General features: G+C 51.2%; 10 protein-coding genes. 3 read left to right on the plus strand and 7 right to left on the minus strand.

Annotated elements, in window-relative coordinates; all coding sequences use genetic code 11:
- Positions 1-410 precede the first annotated feature (410 nt).
- Positions 411-3,182 carry a TonB-dependent receptor gene (locus EYB48_RS07055; RefSeq protein ID WP_162019607.1) on the plus strand — a complete coding sequence of 924 codons (2,772 nt, stop codon included), beginning with the start codon at positions 411-413 and terminating at the stop codon, positions 3,180-3,182.
- A 283-nt stretch (positions 3,183-3,465) separates the two neighbouring features.
- Here the strand turns inward: EYB48_RS07055 and guaD are convergent, their stop codons facing one another.
- The 3 genes from guaD to xdhA are packed head-to-tail and all read right to left on the minus strand — an operon-like array spanning position 3,466 to position 8,578.
- Positions 3,466-4,761: a guanine deaminase gene (gene guaD, locus EYB48_RS07060; RefSeq protein ID WP_162019608.1), complete on the minus strand. Its 1,296-nt coding sequence runs from the start codon at positions 4,759-4,761 to the stop codon at positions 3,466-3,468.
- Positions 4,758-7,085 carry a xanthine dehydrogenase molybdopterin binding subunit gene (gene xdhB / locus EYB48_RS07065; protein ID WP_162019609.1) on the minus strand — a complete coding sequence of 776 codons (2,328 nt, stop codon included), beginning with the start codon at positions 7,083-7,085 and terminating at the stop codon, positions 4,758-4,760. Before xdhB ends, guaD begins: the two co-directional genes overlap by 4 nt.
- Positions 7,082-8,578, minus strand: a complete 1,497-nt coding sequence (gene xdhA / locus EYB48_RS07070) for a xanthine dehydrogenase small subunit (protein WP_162019610.1) — start codon at positions 8,576-8,578, stop codon at positions 7,082-7,084. The genes xdhB and xdhA overlap by 4 nt, the downstream gene beginning before the upstream one ends.
- A 524-nt stretch (positions 8,579-9,102) precedes the next feature.
- Here xdhA and EYB48_RS07075 point away from each other — a divergent pair.
- Both EYB48_RS07075 and EYB48_RS07080 read left to right on the plus strand, forming a co-directional pair.
- Positions 9,103-10,833, plus strand: coding sequence for a methyl-accepting chemotaxis protein (locus EYB48_RS07075; RefSeq protein ID WP_162019611.1), 1,731 nt, complete (start codon positions 9,103-9,105; stop codon positions 10,831-10,833).
- Between the two features lie 82 nt (positions 10,834-10,915).
- Positions 10,916-11,263 carry an energy transducer TonB gene (locus tag EYB48_RS07080; protein ID WP_162019612.1) on the plus strand — a complete coding sequence of 116 codons (348 nt, stop codon included), beginning with the start codon at positions 10,916-10,918 and terminating at the stop codon, positions 11,261-11,263.
- Between the two features lie 79 nt (positions 11,264-11,342).
- Here the strand turns inward: EYB48_RS07080 and EYB48_RS07085 are convergent, their stop codons facing one another.
- The 4 genes from EYB48_RS07085 to EYB48_RS07100 all read right to left on the minus strand — a co-directional run bounded on the left by EYB48_RS07085 (position 11,343) and on the right by EYB48_RS07100 (position 17,249).
- A complete protein-coding gene (locus EYB48_RS07085) occupies positions 11,343-13,496 on the minus strand; it encodes a M3 family metallopeptidase (protein ID WP_162019613.1) in 2,154 nt (717 codons plus the stop codon).
- Positions 13,497-13,687: 191 nt separating this feature from the next.
- Positions 13,688-13,936 carry a hypothetical protein gene (locus EYB48_RS07090; protein ID WP_162019614.1) on the minus strand — a complete coding sequence of 83 codons (249 nt, stop codon included), beginning with the start codon at positions 13,934-13,936 and terminating at the stop codon, positions 13,688-13,690.
- 167 nt (positions 13,937-14,103) lie between these two features.
- Positions 14,104-15,318 (minus strand): MFS transporter, encoded by a 1,215-nt coding sequence (locus EYB48_RS07095; RefSeq protein WP_162019615.1) that lies wholly within the window; start codon positions 15,316-15,318, stop codon positions 14,104-14,106.
- Between the two features lie 74 nt (positions 15,319-15,392).
- A complete protein-coding gene (locus EYB48_RS07100) occupies positions 15,393-17,249 on the minus strand; it encodes a GAF domain-containing sensor histidine kinase (protein ID WP_162019616.1) in 1,857 nt (618 codons plus the stop codon).
- Between the last annotated feature and the right edge of the window lie 212 nt (positions 17,250-17,461).

A 17,461-nucleotide genomic window follows, 5' to 3' on the forward strand; every position in this document is an offset into this window, starting at 1 on the left:
ATAAATATTTTTTGATAAATATTTTGCAAGTAAATTGCTCTGAAAAAGAAAGCACATATTGATAATATTTGGCATATACCCAGTATTTATAATTTATATATGAATAATCCAATTGGTAGATATATTTACTAAGTAAATGTCAAAAATGATTGGATTTATAGTATGTTAAAAAGTGTTGTTTTTATGGGAAAGTTGCCTTGATGTTCAATTGACACTCCCTCATTCAAGATGTTTTGATTGCGGCTCTGCTCTTTTTTTGATCATGGCAATACAAAATATTACTAATTGGAATTAATAGCTTGATTTTGCAAATGAGCACCGAGAGTCAGAAACATAATAAAAGAACATTTGATCACCAGCTGTTTTGGTTGGTGAGCCAAACTTTGTAAGTGTCTTAATGGAGGAATCCCATGTTAGTTGAGAAAAAAATATCCCGTGCAGTCAGGGTGATATGTGCAAGTGGTCTGGTGATGGGCGCAGGTCTGATGGCTCAGGCAGCTTATGCTGATGATGCTGTTCAGCGTGTGGAAGTGACAGGATCGTCGCTGAAACGTGTAGATGCTGAAACAGCATTACCAGTACAAGTCGTTAGCAAAGCAGAAATTGCAAAAAGCGGCGTCACAAGTACACAAGAATTGTTGTCAACAATTACAGCTATTGCATCATCAGGCAGTACCTCGAATGCTGCAGGTGCTGGTACTTCGACTGGTGGTTTGTCTTCGATCTCTCTGCGCGGTATCGGTGATTCACGCACTTTGGTCTTGGTAAACGGACGTCGTTTAGCACCATTCGCCAGTGGTGGCGGTACCGTCGTTAACGTTAACGTCATTCCATTGTCTGCGATTGAACGTGTAGAGGTTCTGAAAGACGGCGCTTCCGGTATTTACGGCAGTGATGCAATGGCTGGCGTAGTCAACTTTATTTTGGCTAAGAAGTACGACGGTATTGAACTCAGCGGTACATATGGTTCCCCGACTGAGAGTGGTGGCGGTCAAAATGGTCGCGCCTCTGTCGTAGCTGGCTTTGCCAGCGATATTGGCATCAGCGGTGTTGTGTCCGCTTCGTATGAAAAAGAAAAAGCATTGTTTGGTAAAGACCGCTCCTATGCGAAGTCTGCCAACAACTTCCCGTATTATGGCGCTGGTGCTACTGGTCAAGGTAATATTCAAGGCTCTTGGATTCGTGGCGGTGGCGATGATCAGGCAACTGGCGGCAGTGGCTTTGGTAACCCGCTCGCAGCTTCAGGTAAGTGTGATTCCATCGGTATGGTTCTGTATCCAGGGCTGTCAGCAAAAAAACAGAAATACTGTGCCTATGATAGCGGTCCCGATGTTGGTCTGACACCTGATCGTGAACTCATTAACTTCACTGGTAATTTGAATTATCGCGTGAATGACAGCGTCGAACTGTTTGCCGATGCTTTGTATTCTCAAAGTAAAGTGACGCAAACTTTCCAGGCTTCGCCAGCACGCAGCGATTTTTTTAATACCGATGCCCTGTTCGTTTCAAAGAATGTTGATCGTGCACTGTTGCTTGATCCAAGTAACCCTGCTTATCAAACAATCGCTGTGCCTTATCTGAATTCAATCGGTCAATCGGCTCTTATTGGCAAACCTTTGGCAATTACCGCACGCGTTAAAGATTTTGGCCCGCGCTCTGGTCTTGATACAGCAAGTCAATACCGTACGACTATTGGTGCAAAGGGTACTATTGCAAATCAGGATTATGAAGTTGCCTACTCAAAAAATCAGTCTAAATTAACCAGTAGTGTTACTAGTGGCTATTTCTCACAAGTTGCTTACGCGCAAGCGATTAACGATCCGAATAGTGGCTGGAACCCATGGGCACCAGGTGGTGTGCAAAACCCTGCATTGACAGCAAAGATCAAAGCAGCGGCGTTCGCAGGTGATTACTTGTCTGCAACTTCAAAACTGGATACTTTCGATGGAAGAATTTCTGGCGATTTGTTTAAGCTGGGTGATTCTGCTGTTCAATATGCAGCTGGTGGCCAACTGTCGAAGCAGAATTATGTTTTGAATCCTAGCCAAGTTTATATCGACGGTGACATTGCAGGTTTGGGGGGCTCAATAGTTCCATTGGATAGAAGCCGTACCATTAAGTCCGTCTTTGGCGAATTGAACGTTCCTATCATCAAAAATCTGGATGGTAACCTGTCGGTACGTAATGATCGCTACGACGATGTGGGTAATACAACCAACTACAAGGCAAATCTGCGTTATCAACCGATTAAGTCCGTTTTGCTGCGTTCATCTTATGGTACTGGTTTCCGTGCGCCAACTTTGGTTGACTTGTGGTATCCACAAACGCTCGGTACTTCCAGCCAATTTGACGATCCTACAACAAATCAATACCAAATCCAGGTCAATCAAAAATCTGGTGGTAACCCGGATCTGAAGCCTGAGAAATCAAAGCAGTTCTCTTTGGGTATCGTATTGCAGCCGACGAACAACCTGAGTTTCAGTTTCGACTGGTTCCGTATCAGAATCAGCGACTATATCTCTACGCCATCCGAGCAAGAAATTGTTGATGGTTTCCGTCGCGGAGATCCGACTTATGCGCGTTCGGTGATTGTTGATGCAACTAACAATATCACTCGAATTAACGCAATCACGGCAAATGCCGGTACTGCCGACGTGCAAGGTTTGGACATCGCTGCAAATTGGAAAGATAAATTTGCATTCGGTGGTTTGAGTTTGAGTTTAAGCGGCACTTATATGAACAAATTTGACCAGACTTCACCAGGTGGTCAGTTGTTCGGTAAAGTTGGCACTTTGGTCAATGACATTGATGGCACAGCTACGCCAGTAATTGGTGCAAACAATGGTGGTGTGATTTTGCGTTGGAAGCACCAAATTGCTGCTACATGGACACATGAAGCTTGGGCAACGACATTTATCCAAAATTTCTCGTCTGGGTATCGTACAAAGAACACTACTCAAGACAAGCCTAACTTTATTGGTTCTTCGCAAGTATATGATCTGAACGTGACGTACACAGGTTTCAAAAACACGACGCTCGCAGTTGGTGTCAAAAATCTGTTTAATAAGCAACCAGATGTATTTATTCCTGCAAGCAATCAGTTCCAAAGTGGCTATGATATTTATCAATATGATCCACGTGGCCGTTTCGTTTATGCCACTGCATCATATAAGTTTAAATAACGATATATAGCAAGGTTTGCACGTCGCAATGAATTCATTATTGCGACGTGCAGATAAAAAGTCTGACCTGATGTTGAGCTGTATAGCTTCAAAGCGTCACTAATTCCGCCCTATTTACGGTTTTAACCCGTATCCCTTCCTGTCACGCCACACTGATACAGCGACTTATACTTCCGCAGTAAACGTACTACGGATCTGGAGTTGTGGTATTTCTCGACGAAGATGTTGTATCGGTTTGAAATCAATTGGATTGCAATGAAGATGTGAAGCAAGTCGTTGGAATTTATAGAGGTGAACTCAATTCCCCCGCAATATAAGTCCGCTCCACAACGCGGTCATCGCCCAGCATGGCAAGCACAAATAATTGCTCTTCGAGTGAATTCAGATGCGCGCTGCGGCGTGCCAGCAAAGGGGTAGCCTGAGGATTCAGGACGATGAAATCGGCTTCCTTGCCAGCTTCAAAATTGCCGATCAGATGATCCAGTTGCATGGCTTTTGCGCCACCCAGCGTGGCCAGATAAAACATTTGGCTGGCTGGCAGATAGCGTCCTCCCATGCGGGCGACTTTATACAGTTCGTTCATGGTCTGCAGCATAGAAAACGAAGTGCCGCCGCCAACGTCGGTCGCGACCGACAGCTGGACTTTGGCGGCATCGGCCGCATCAAAATCAAATAAGCCGCTACCCAGGAACAGATTCGAAGTCGGGCATAAAGAGATGGCTGAACCGGTTTCTGCCATACGCGCACGGTCGGTATCATCGAGCCAGATACAGTGTGCATACATGGCGCGTTCGCGCATCAGGCCGAACTGATCGTAGATATCCAGATAGCTGCGCGCGTTGGGGAACAGCGATCTGGCCCATGCACATTCATCTTTGTTTTCAGCGACATGGGTCTGGATGAAAGTATCGCGGTATTGTTGGGCTAGCTCCCCGGCTAATCCCAGTTGCTGTGTGGTAGAGGTAGGCGCAAAACGCGGTGTGATCGCATACAGCTGACGGCCATTGCCATGCCAGCGTTGTATCAGCGTTTCCGTATCCCGTGCGCCACTCTCTGCGGTATCGCGTAAAAATTCCGGGCAATGTCGGTCCATCAGTACTTTACCAGTCACCATGCGCATATTACGCGCAGCGCTTTCGGTAAAAAATGCGTCTACCGATTCCTTATGCACGGTGCTGTACACCATGGCAGTCGTGGTGCCGCAGGCGCTGAGCTGATCCAGGAAAAATCGCGCCACTTCGCTCGCGTGTTCGCTATCCTCAAATTGCCGCTCGGTTGGAAAAGTGTATTGTTCCAGCCACGGCAGTAAGCCCGGTGCCGGCGAGGCGATCATATCCGTTTGCGGATAATGCACATGGCTGTCGATAAAACCCGGCATGATAATGCGGCCAGGCAGATGCTGGACCTCTAGCCCTGCCGGAATCTGTGCTTGCAGCTGAGTGTAGTCACCCGCTGCGACGACCCTTCCTTCATTGATCAACAGCAGGCCATCCGTGTGCCAATGCAAGGCATCCGGGTGGTACTGAGGGTCGGCGCTAAAGTGCAGGATACTGGCGCGCAAGGCGAGTGTGGCTGTCATGATGCTTTCTGTGAGTTGATGGCCTGCACCGCGCGTAGTATCGCTTCCGGCGTGGCAGGTGCGGTCAGCGCTACGCTGATGTTCGCATCAGGATTCAGGCTGGCGATGGCATCGCGCAGCGCAAAGAAGACGGAAAACGCCAGTAACAAGGGCGGTTCGCCGACCGCTTTGGAGCGATGGATGCTATCGGCACGGTTAGGCTTGTTGAATAATTTTACGCGGAAATCTTCAGGACAATCTGAGATGGCCGGGATTTTATAGGTAGACGGGGCATGCGTGGTCAGCTTACCCTGTGCATTCCACACCAGCTCTTCGCTGGTCAGCCAGCCCATACCCTGTATGAAGGCGCCTTCTACCTGACCGATGTCCAGCGCCGGATTCAGTGAATTACCTGCATCATATAAGGCATCGGCGCGTAACAGCTTCCATTCGCCGCTCAGGGTATCAACCAGCACTTCGGACACCGCTGCGCCATAGGCGAAATACTGGAAAGGGCTGCCTTTCATGGCCTTGCCATCCCAGTGTAAGCCCGGTGTCGCATAAAAGCCGTCAGACCATAGCTGAACCCGCGCCAGATAGGCTTTTTGTACCAGATCGCTGAAAGTCATACTCCATTGATCTATCGTCACCTGGCCTGCTGCAAAACTCACTTGTTCAGCGCTGAGGCCAGACAAGCCTGCAGCAAATGCGGCCAGCCGCTCACGGATCTGGCTGGCTGCATGTTGCGCCGCCTTGCCGTTCAGATCAGCGCCGGTAGAGGCTGCGGTGGCTGAGGTATTCGCGACTTTAGAGGTGTCGGTCGCACTCACGCGTACCTGTGTCAGCGGGATGCCCAGCTCATGCGCCACCACCTGCGCCACCTTGGTGTTGACGCCTTGTCCCATTTCTGTCCCGCCATGATTCACCAGTACCGAGCCATCCAGGTACACGTGAACCAGCGCCCCGGCCTGATTCAGATGCGTGACATTAAATGCGATACCGAACTTATGCGGTGTCAGCGCGAGTCCTTTTTTTAAGACAGGACTGCTGGCATTGAATGCAGCAATCGCGCTGCGGCGCTGTTGGTATTCACTGCTAAGTTCTAACTCTGCGACTAATTCATGGATCACATTATCAGCCACGGTCTGGCCGTAATGCGTGACATTGCGTTCGCCGCTGTCGGGACGGTCGTAGAAATTCTGGCGTCTGACTTCCAGTGCATCTTTACCCAGGTAGCGTGCGATATCATCCATGATGTATTCAATCAGGATCGCACCTTGCGGCCCGCCAAAACCACGGAAAGCGGTATTTGACTGGGTATTGGTCTTCGCACACATGGCACGGATATCGACATCGGATAAAAAGTAGGTGTTATCCAGATGGCAGACTGCACGGGTTGCTACCGGACCTGACAAGTCTGCTGAAAAGCCGGCGCGCGAAATCATGGCAACACGGATTCCCGTTAAACGTCCGTCATCATCGAAGCCAGCTTCATAGTCGTAGTGGAACTCATGCCGTTTACCGGTAACCAACATGTCGTCATCACGGTCGGCACGCAGCTTGACCGGACGTTGCAGCAGCCAGGCGCTTAGTGCTGCTGCGCCTGCCCACAAGGCAGACTGGGATTCTTTGCCGCCAAAGCCACCACCCATGCGGCGGCATTCCACCTGCACACTGTGTGAGGGAATATGCAGTGCATGCGCAACGACATGTTGCATTTCACTCGGATGCTGGGTGGAGCAGTAGACGTGCATGCCCTGCGCTTCTTTAGGAATAGCATAGGCAATTTGCCCTTCAAGATAAAACTGCTCCTGCCCACCGACCTGCCACTGACCTTGTATGCGATGCTTAGCTTGCAGCAAAGCCTGTTCCGCATCGCCACGTCGCAATGCCATAGGCGGTAACACATAGCTGCCAGCTGCGTGTGCCGCGCGCGGATCGAGTACCGCGGGCAGGGCTTCCACTTTAAATTGGGCTAAACGCGCTGCGCTGCGCGCCTGCTGATGGCTGTTGGCGACCACCACAAACACCGGCTGCCCCAGATATTCGACTGTATCCTGCGCCAGAATAGGGTCGTCTTTCAGGATAGGGCCGCACTGGTTATCCCCAGGGAAATCACTGGCGGTGAATACCGCAACCACACCCGGTGACGCACGCACCGCATCCAGATTCAGTTCCAGCAGTCTGGCATGCGCATATGGTGACAAGCCCAGTGCCGCATGCAGGGTGCCGTGCAATTCCGGTATATCGTCGGTATAGCTGGCTGTTCCGCATACATGCAGATGCGCCGATTCGTGCGGATGGGATACGCCAACTTCAGCCCAGTTCATAGCGCTGGATTTCATACTCGCTCCATCTGGTCAGCGACCGCAAAAACATTCGTGTGTGAGGCTGGTGACGCCAGTCCGGCGCGGGTTTCCAGCCAAAAGCGTTTCAGCAGATTCTGTGCGCTCAGCAAACGGTATTCAGCACTTGCACGCATGTCTGACAAAGGCTGAAAGTCGTTCGCCAGTGCCGTCATTGCAGCCTGCAAATGGGCTTCATCCCATGCTTGTCCTTCCAGCGCCAGTTCAGCCTGCGTCGCACGTTTGGGCGTGGCAGCCATGCCACCGTAGGCGATGCGGACTTGCTGTAGTTTGTTGTCCACTAAGCGTGCGGAAAATGCGGCACATACCGCAGAGATATCCTGGTCATAGCGTTTAGCCAGTTTATAGGTGCGGAACAGTCTTGGCGATTGTGGCGGCAACTCAGGCAGAGGAATCCGGATCGCACTGACGATTTCATCGCCGCGCAAATCTTTCTTCTGATAAGCCAGATAAAAGTCTTCCAGTGCCAGGTGCCGCTGACCGGACAGGCTGCTCAAAACGATTTGCGCACCCAATGCAATCAGCCAAGGCATAGAGTCGCCTATTGGGGAGCCATTGGCCACATTGCCGCCCAGCGTACCCGCATGGCGTATCGGCAGCGATGCAAAGCGCTGCGCTAATTCACCAAGCTGATCGGGGTAATATGTACACAGGCGTTGGTAAGCCTGATCCAGCGTCACGCCGGCGCCGATTTCCAGCATATCGCCTTGCTCACGGATGGACTGCAACTCCTTCACTTTTCCCAGCGAGATCAGATGCGGTAAAGCGCGGAATTGCTTGGTCACCCAAAGGCCGATATCGGTGCCGCCTGCAAGCAGCACGGCATCAGGATGTGCTGCTCTTAATTCCAGCAATTCTTGCAAATTCTGCGGCGCATCAAAACGCTGACCTTCATGTTCCACGCGCAGACTGTGTTCACGTTCTAACAGACCTAGTTGCTGCGCCAGCGCCTGACTATTGAATTTGACGCGTGGCAGTTGTTCCATCCTGTAGGCAGCGTCGATGATGGGCCGGTAGCCAGTGCAACGGCACAAATTGCCAGACAGCGCGATGTTGATGGTTTTGCGGTTCAGTGGCGTCTGACTTTCCTCACGCTGCAGATACAAATCCCATAAGGACATCACAAAGCCTGGCGTGCAAAATCCACATTGTGAGCCGTGGCATTCCACCAGCGCCTGCTGTACCGGATGCAGTTGCCGGGCTTGTTGTAGATCCTCAACGGTAAAGACTGCTTTGCCATCAATTGCTGGCAGAAACTGCAAACAAGCGTTAACAGACTTCATTTCCAGCTTGCCATCACGCAGTTCACCCACTACAACGGTACAAGCACCACAATCACCTTCAGCACAACCTTCTTTCGTCCCTGTGCAATGCAAATCTTCGCGCAGGTGCTGCAACAGCGTGCGGGTTGGTGATACCTGAGTCACCTCACGGACTTGTTGTTGAAACAGATAACGAATCGGCGCAGACATGGCGTCTCCATGAAAAGTTGTTGTGAAAGTGCAGCTCAGTGTCAGAATTTTTGAATGCAACACAGGTTAGCATTTCCATAAACCCAGATTCATATCATTTAGATGATGCGCGTTATCAAGAGCCAAATGCTTGCAGGTAAATCGCAGTAATTCCCGCATCTAAAGCAAAGAAAATTCAGACATTTTGCAGTTGGCAGCGTAAAAAGTGACTGCACAAAAATAGTGCAATTAATTAGTTTGCCTGAAATCAGATTTTGTATTGTCAGAGGTGCATAAAAAGTGCCGCTTTACTTTGATAAAACTCCAAAAAAGCGATTGCCACGCGGCAAAATTAAAGTATATTTGTTACATATTCCCTGAATAGTCTTTTTTTGTCGGAAGTTCGCTTTGGTTTGCGCCGGTGAGGATGAAAAAAATCAGTGGTTTTGCTTCCTGGTCCTGCTGTGCAGTGTTTCAGTTTTCATGGCGGGATTTTGTTCTTGTTTTACTTTTTCATACCAGTCACGTACATGAATTTTTCAAATATGACCGTTAGCAAGCGTCTGGGGTTAGGTTTCGCTCTGGTATTAGCTTTTCTTATTGCCGTAACTATTGTCGGCATTACCCAGATGTCCAGAATTCAGGGGCGACTGGAAAAAATCGTCAATGTCAGCAATGTAGAAACCCGCCTTGCCTTGGATATGCGTGCGATTGTGTATGATCGCATGGTGTCACTGCGTAATCTGACGCTGTTAAACGATGCCGCAGATATGGAAAAAGATCTGGCGAAAATCGCGGAACAGACTAAAAAGTATGCGGACGCCAATGACAAGCTGTTTAAACTGATAGAAGCAGAAGGCAGCACTACGCCAGAGAAAAAAACACTGCTCGATAAGCTGAAAGAAAAAGAAACTGCAGCTGCTTCTTTGCCAGCCAAAGCGCAGGAATTAGGCCTGGCAAATAATCCTGAAGTCGCAACTATTACCCTGATCAAAAAAGTACGTCCGGTACAGCAAGCCTGGTTAGACACCCTGGATGAACTGGTCACACTGGAAGATAAGATTAATAATGAAGTGGCTGAAGAAGCCAAATCAGCCTTTGGTTCCGCGACCCGCTGGATGTTGTTGCTGGGTGCACTGGCAACTGTTGGCGGTATCGCTGCAGCCGTTTTCATCAGCCGCAGCCTGCTCAAGCAACTCGGCGGTGAACCTGATTATGCGGCTCAGATCGCTGGTCAGATTGCAGCCGGTGAACTGACTGCTCCGATAGACATCAGCCACGGCGACAACGACAGCCTGGTCGCCGAAATGAAAAAAATGCGTGACAGTCTGGTGCACATCGTGGCTCAGGTACGTTCAGGCACAGATACTATCGCCACAGCATCCAGCGAAATCGCGACCGGTAATCTGGATCTGTCTTCCCGTACTGAGCAGCAAGCCAGCTCATTGGAAAAAACCACTTCGTCCATGCGTGAACTGACTTCGACCGTGAAGCAAAATGCGGACAATGCACGCGAAGCGAATCAACTGGCCGCATCGGCATCGGAAGTTGCGCGTCAGGGTGGTGTGGTAGTGGCCCAAGTGGTCGACACCATGGGCTCTATCAATGAGTCGTCCAAGAAAATCGTCGACATCATCAGTGTGATTGATGGTATTGCGTTCCAGACCAATATTCTGGCGCTGAATGCAGCGGTAGAAGCGGCACGTGCGGGTGAACAGGGTCGTGGCTTTGCAGTGGTGGCAGCGGAAGTTCGTAATCTGGCACAACGCAGTGCGGCAGCGGCCAAGGAAATTAAAACCCTGATCGATACCTCGGTTGAGAAAGTCGAAGTCGGTACTAAACTGGTAGGACAAGCCGGTGTGACGATAGATCAGGTGGTCAGCAGTGTTAAACATGTGACCGACATCATTGCCGAAATTACGGCAGCGAGTCAGGAACAAAGCGTGGGTATTGAGCAGGTCAATCATGCCATAATCGAGATGGATGGCGTGACCCAGCAAAATGCTGCATTGGTAGAACAAGCGGCGGCAGCAGCGCAGAGTCTGCAGGATCAGGCGGCAGAACTGGCGAAAGTAGTCAGTGTATTTAAACTGGATGCCAACGAAGGCTATTCGTCCTACCAGGCAGCAGCGGTGCCGGTTCATACACCGCAAGCGCGTCGTGTAGAGCCAGTCAGCGTAAAACCTAAGGCAAAGCCAGCTTCTGTGAAGTCTCTGCCAGCGGCGAAACCTGTATCCAGGAAAGCAGCTGCTGATGATGATTGGGAAGAGTTTTAACTGAGTTAGCGCCCGCTCGCGCTGCTGGCGGGGCAGTCACAACAATTCCTGTTTATTTTTACCAGAAATGAAAAGAAACGATATGATGAAATCTCTGCGCTCCTCCCTCCTCCCTGCCATGTTACTGGTGGCAGCATCCAATGCGATGGCTGCAGACACTGCGCCTGTCATGGACAGTAAATCCTGCGAGCCGCCGAAGTATCCTAAGGCTGCCCTGATCAACGAGGAAACCGGCACGGTCACTATGGGTTTTCTGGTTGGTACAGACGGTAAAGTGGTTGATTCCAAAGTCGAGAAATCCAGCGGCTCTAAGAGCCTGGATAAAGCGGCGCTGACGGCGTTGGCGCAGTGCAAATTCAGACCTGGTACTAAGGATGGTAAGGCGGATCAGGCCTGGGCTAAGGTGGATTTCGTCTGGAAGCTGGAATAAGTGATTAAGTAGTTCAATAAAAAAGAGCGCCGCGGCGCTCTTTTTTATTGACGGGGCAAACTTCTGCCCCGGTTAAGTCTTATTTCAAACCACGGCGTAACAGCAGCGGTTCTATCTTGGGATCACGTCCACGGAACTGACGGAAAGACTCCATCGGATCAATACTGCCGCCGCGTGACAGCAATTGCTGACGGAACCAGTCGCCGTTTTTACGGTTCAGACCACCCTGCTCATGGAACCATTCCACCGTGTCTGCATCCAGCACTTCACTCCACAGATAGGCGTAGTAGCCAGCGGAATAGCCACCGCCAAAGATATGCGAGAAATACGTGGTGCGGTAACGCGGTGGTACCGGTGCAAAATCGACACCCATGTCTTTCAAGGCAGCCTGCTCAAACGCGATTGCGTCGCCAGGGATCTGCGCCGGCGTCAGCTGATGCCAGCGTTGATCCAGTAAAGAAGCGGCGATGTATTCCGTCGTGGTGTAACCCTGATTGAATTTTTTGCTGGCTGCGACTTTGTCCAGCAAAGTCTGCGGAATCGGTGCGCCGGTCTGGTAGTGTTTTGCATAATTTTTCAGCACTTCCGGCCAGGTCGCCCACATTTCATTGACCTGGGATGGATATTCCACAAAGTCGCGCGGCACATTGGTACCGGAGAAGCGTGGATACTTCACATTAGAGAACAAGCCGTGCAGCGCATGGCCGAATTCATGGAAGGCGGTTTTGACTTCATCCACAGTCAGCAGCGTTGGTTCGCCCGCTGGCGGCTGAGGAATATTCAAATGATTTGCGATCACTGGCTTCTTGCCGAACAAATGCGATTGTTCGACATAAGAATTCATCCAGGCACCGCCGCGTTTGCTGTCACGCGCATACATGTCAGCGAGGAACAGCGCCATCGGCTTACCATCGGCATCAAAAATCTCATAGACGCGTACGCTAGGGTGATAGACCGGCAAGTCTTTGCGTTCTTTGAAGGTAATGCCATACAGCTTGGTCGCCGCAAAGAACACGCCTTTTTCCAATACCTGGTTCAACTCAAAATAGGGACGTAACTGACCGTCATCAAATGCGTATTTTTCTTTACGCAATTGTTCGGTGTAGTAGGCCCAGTCCCAGGCTGCGAGCTGAAAGCCACCTTGTTTGGCATCGATCAGCTTCTGCAATTCACCGGCCTCTGCCTTGGCATTGGCCACTGCTGCCGGTGCCAGGCCGCTCAGCATCTTGTTGACCGCTGTGCTGGTCTTGGCAGTTTCATCTTCCAGTCCATAATCGGCATAGTGTGCATAGCCCAGCAATTGTGCGCGTTCTGCACGCAGACGTGCCAGTTCGATGGCGATCTTGCGGTTGTCATTTTCACCGCCATGGCTGCCGCGATTGACCGAGGCTTCATGCAGGCGTTGGCGGATTTCGCGCTTTTCCAGACTGGCGATAGCCGGTTGTCCGGTGGTATTCATCAAAGGAATCAGGAATTTACCATCCATGCCCTTGGCCTTGGCGGCGGCAGCAGCGATCTGGATTTCCGCATCCGATAAACCGGCCAGATCTTCTTTATGTTCCAAAACCAGCGCCGAGGAATTGGTTTCCTTTAAGACGTTCTGGCTGAATTGATTACCCAGCGTCGCCAGTTGCGCATTCAGGGCTTTCAGCTTGTCTTTTTGGGTCGCGTCCAGTTTGGCACCGGCACGTACAAAATCGGTGTAGTAACGGTCCAGCAAGCGTGAGGACTCGGCATCCAGTTTCAATTGATCGCGTACTTTGACGATTTGCTCGATACGCGCAAACAGCTTGTCATTCAGCGAAATCAAATCCTGATGCGCAGATAATTTCGGCGCCATCTCGCTGGATAAGGCTTCCAGCACCGGATTGGTATGGGTCGCGGTCAGATTGAAGAAGATCGTGCTGACACGGTTCAGGGTCTGGCCTGAGCGTTCCAATGCCACGATGGTGTTTTCAAAGCTGGGTTTGGCGCGGTTATTCGCAATCGCCGCGATTTCTTTTTCGTGTACACGGATAGCGCTGGCAAAGGCTGGCGCAAAATGTTCGTTGCGGATCTTGTTAAATGCCGGTAATTCATATGCCAGGGTGCTGGCGGCCAACAAAGGATTGTGCGCGGCACGGGCTACGGATGCCGGTTTGCTGCTGGCGGTCTGGGCAGGCGCTGTTTCATCTGCATAGCTGGTCTGGATAGTCAGCGCAGAGCACAACAGCATGAGCAGGGTTTTGTTCATGACTGGATATGAGGAAAAAAAGAATAAGGGAACAGAGCATAGCATCAGACCGCAGATACGGAAAAAAAATCCGCGTTGTTGGATACTGGCTGGTGTGTTTGCGCGGTCAGCGCGGGAAACTGGAGGGCGTAGCTCAGCTCAAGTCCGCTGCCACGTCTATGGGCAGCGGTGAATGGTGACGCAGTGTGTGTTTAGCGGCCCCAGCGCCAGCGCGGTGGCTCACCTTTCAGCCAGCAAACCGCGATCAGAACCAGGCTGGCTGCGCAAATACCAATCAGCGAAACCTGGTTGCCGTAAACCGGTTGTACCAGACCGGTCATGAGCAGTATCGCGAGCAGGTAGACCGCCAGTACCACCCATCCATGCCAGCTGTTGGGGATACCCCAGCTCCAGCCGCAGGTCTTAGCCGGAAACCAGTAGTTGTTGTCTTTTGTTTTCATCGCCTCACCCCGAATGCCTATTTAAAGTGGATAGGATAGCAATTCAGCATAGTACAAAGCGGTTAGCCAGTTCGAAAACAAAGGAGGGTTGCCAGTAGCCAAGCAGGCATAGCCCCAGTACCAGCGCTAGTAGCAGGAGCAACAGCAGGCGGCGGATGGTAGACCACTCAGGCATGGGCCAGGCTTTCGCGCTTAAGTGCAGTTTCATTGATAGGCAGGTTGACCAGCGCAGCAAAGATGCCCAGCATCAGCGCGATCCCCCAGACGATGTTGTAATTGCCGTTCAGTGTGTACAGATAGCCACCCAGCCAGACGCCCAGGAAGCTGCCGACCTGATGCGAAAAAAAGACAAAGCCTGACAACATCGATAAATACCTGACGCCGAAAATACTCGCGACCACGCCATTGGTTAGTGGCACGGTAGATAGCCACAAGAAACCCATGGCGGCGGCAAAAATATACACAGAATAGGCTGACAGCGGTGCCAGTAAAAACAAGGCAATCACGATGCTGCGGCTCAGATAAATCGAGGACAGCAGATAGCGCTTAGGGAATAAGCCACCCAGTTTGCCCGCATAGTAAGAGCCGAAAATATTAAATAAGCCGATCAGCGCCAGTGCCGATACCGCCACATTCGGGTCCATGATGCCACGGTCTTTCAGATAGGCTGGCATATGCACACCGATAAAGACGACCTGAAAACCACACACAAAATAGCCTGCTACCAGCAACTGGAAAGGCCGGTAATACAGCGCTTCGCGTATCGCTTGCCGTATGCTTTGTTGCGGGCCTTCGTTGGCTACCGGCGCCGGATCGCGTAATTGCCAGGCCATAGGAATCATCAGCAACAGCAAGACGGCAGACAGGATAAAGAAGGCACTTTGCCAGCTGGTGTGGTGGATCAGCTGCTGTTCGACTGGCATCATGGCAAACTGACCGAAGGAGCTGGCGGCGGAAGAAATACCAAAGGCCCAGGAACGTTTTTCCAGTGGTGCGGTACGTCCTATGATGCCGCTGACCGCACCAAATGCGGTACAGGCCAGCGCTAAGCCAAGCAAGACGCCGGAGCCTGCAATAAACAGCCATGCCTGATCAATGGTCGCCATCCAGAGCAGTCCGGCCGCATAACAGAGTGCGCCAAATATCACGACCCGGTGTGTGCCAAACTTGTCAATCGCGATGCCTGCCAGTGGCCCAAACGCGCCCCACAGCAGATTTTGTACCGCCAGTGCCATGGAATAGGTCTCACGGGTCCAGCCATGCGCCTGCGAAATCGGTTGCAGCCAAAAGCCAAAGCCATGGCGGATACCCATCGCCAGGGTCAGTACGACGCCGGAAGCGATCAGGATAGTTTTTAGATCGGGAGCTGGTTGCTGCGACATATGCTGCTTTCTGAAAATGCGCTAAGAAAGTCCGGAGTCTAACGTAAAGTCAGTTGGCCTGTGGACTGGCAAAATCACCGTGACGGAGCTGGCGTCGGTGCCTGCAAAGGCAGTAGCAGGCAGAAACGGGTGCCACTGCCGGGTGTACTGCTGACTTCTAAGCTGCCCCCCATGATGGTGGTCATCAGATTGTGAACGATACTGAGCCCCAGCCCGCTGCCACCCTGACCAAGCCTGGTCGTGAAAAAAGGATCAAAGATGCGGCGCAGATCTGCGGCTGGAATACCCGCACCATCGTCGGTGAACAGCAGTTCAACCTGACTGACACTGAGCGTTCTGGCGCGGATAGTCATTTGTCCGGCACTGCGCCCGCTAAAGCCATGCAACATCGCATTATTGATCAGATTGGTCAGTATCTGACCCAAAGGACCGGGATAGCTGTCCAGCACGATGTCTTTGGGTATTTCCAGCGTCAGATGATGTCCCTGTTTGAGTATCGAATTTTGCAGAGTACGGGCGACTTCCTGTGCGGTTTGCGCCAGATGAAATTGCCGCCTTTGCTGACTGGTCTGATCGGCGCTGACTTGTTTGAAGCTGCTGACCAGCTCACTCGCATTGTGCAGATTGCGCATCAATAATTCGCAGGCCTCGGTTAGTCCTTGCGTGAAATGCTGCAGATCTGAACGCTTCAAATGGCTGGACTCCAGCTGCACCTGAAAACGCTGGGTTTCTTCCTGCAAAGTACTGGCTGTCAGCATGCTGTTGCCGATAGGCGTATTGAGTTCATGGGCGACCCCGGCCACCAGTGAGCCCAGAGCCGCCAGCTTATCCTGAGACACCAGGATTTTCTGAGCCTGCGCCAGTTGCTGGTAGGTGTCGGCATTGTCGATAGCAATCGCGGTATAAGCGCTCAGGGTTTTTGCCATATCCAGATGGATGGTCTGAAATGCATTGGTCTCGGTACTCTGTATCGCAATGACACCGCTGATTTTTCCCTTTAAAATCAGCGGCACATAGATATGAGAGGCTGGCACAAACAGAGGCTGGCCCTCAGCGTAAGACTTTTGGTCGGTCAGACGTTTCAAGCCCGCTGCGCCTATGTAGGCTGGATACTCTTTAAAAATATCATTGATGAAAATTTCTTTGCGTTCCCGCACACAGTAAGACGCCAGCAAATCACGGTCATTCACATCGCGGAAGTAAGGCAGCATGGGTTCGCCGCGCAATATATTGCCGGGAAACTCGATGAGTTGTTTGTCAGCATGGTAAATGCCGATCGCAAATACTTCAGCGCCGATCAGAGTATGCAGATGTTGGTAGACCACGCTCATTATGGTGTTGTGATCGAGACTGGAAGTAATCTCTCGTCCGATTTCACTGAGCTTTTGCACCATTTGCTGGGCCTGGCGCAGCTCATCCGTTTGCAAGCGTAATTCATAGGTGCGGTGCATCACATGCTGATTCAATTCCCGCTGCAGTTTTTGATAATCATCTTCGACGATTTTCTGTTGCATCAGACCGCACAGTTGACTTGCCAGCTGCTGTTCAGCACTGTCCCAGGCAGGGTTCGCCGCACGCGCAAACAAGCCGGCACCTATGCGTTTTCCATGCGCAGTCAGTGGCACAACCAGCAGCAGGGGAGAAGCTAAGTCCGCGCAAATCGCGTTCCATTCCGTTGCAAGATGCGCGTTGTCTGCCAGTTCTAACTGCAGCGTGCCGTTTGCTTCTGACAGCAGATGAAAGAGTTCAGGAAAGCCAGCTGCCTCGATAACGGGGCATAGTTCTGCCGCAGCATTTTGCTGAGCGCGGCATATAAAATGGCCACTCGCATTGTCCTTGATCCAGTATGCGCAATATCCGGTCGCAAGTAAGTCTGCTGCTGCGGTCACCAGATGCTGCATGACGACTGGCAGCTCTGCTTCGCTCTGCATGATCTGTTCAAGATTTTGCGTGAGACGCCTCATCCTGTTAACCCATTCGTATTTACTTGTCCGAAAATGGCGAGTACAAAGCTGCCATGACGCGTATAAATGCATAGTAGGAGCTCAGCAGCGTTGCCCGAAGATGATGAACCTTATCGCGGTTACTGAGCAATGTTGAATATTCATATTAGTGCAGAAAGCGCAATTTGTCGCGTTCGACG

Source organism: Cognatundibacterium crateris (assembly GCF_010078235.1).
Taxonomy (GTDB): Bacteria; Pseudomonadota; Gammaproteobacteria; order Burkholderiales; family Burkholderiaceae_D; genus Undibacterium; species Undibacterium crateris.

What these genes read in the sequence shown, in the direction of transcription:
- EYB48_RS07055 (WP_162019607.1), top strand. Translation starts at nt 411, where the DNA reads ATGTTAGTTGAGAAAAAAATATCCCGTGCAGTCAGGGTGATATGTGCA.
- guaD (WP_162019608.1), bottom strand. Translation starts at nt 4,761, where the DNA reads ATGACAGCCACACTCGCCTTGCGCGCCAGTATCCTGCACTTTAGCGCC.
- xdhB (WP_162019609.1), bottom strand. Translation starts at nt 7,085, where the DNA reads ATGAAATCCAGCGCTATGAACTGGGCTGAAGTTGGCGTATCCCATCCG.
- xdhA (WP_162019610.1), bottom strand. Translation starts at nt 8,578, where the DNA reads ATGTCTGCGCCGATTCGTTATCTGTTTCAACAACAAGTCCGTGAGGTG.
- EYB48_RS07075 (WP_162019611.1), top strand. Translation starts at nt 9,103, where the DNA reads ATGACCGTTAGCAAGCGTCTGGGGTTAGGTTTCGCTCTGGTATTAGCT.
- EYB48_RS07080 (WP_162019612.1), top strand. Translation starts at nt 10,916, where the DNA reads ATGATGAAATCTCTGCGCTCCTCCCTCCTCCCTGCCATGTTACTGGTG.
- EYB48_RS07085 (WP_162019613.1), bottom strand. Translation starts at nt 13,496, where the DNA reads ATGAACAAAACCCTGCTCATGCTGTTGTGCTCTGCGCTGACTATCCAG.
- EYB48_RS07090 (WP_162019614.1), bottom strand. Translation starts at nt 13,936, where the DNA reads ATGAAAACAAAAGACAACAACTACTGGTTTCCGGCTAAGACCTGCGGC.
- EYB48_RS07095 (WP_162019615.1), bottom strand. Translation starts at nt 15,318, where the DNA reads ATGTCGCAGCAACCAGCTCCCGATCTAAAAACTATCCTGATCGCTTCC.
- EYB48_RS07100 (WP_162019616.1), bottom strand. Translation starts at nt 17,249, where the DNA reads ATGCAGAGCGAAGCAGAGCTGCCAGTCGTCATGCAGCATCTGGTGACC.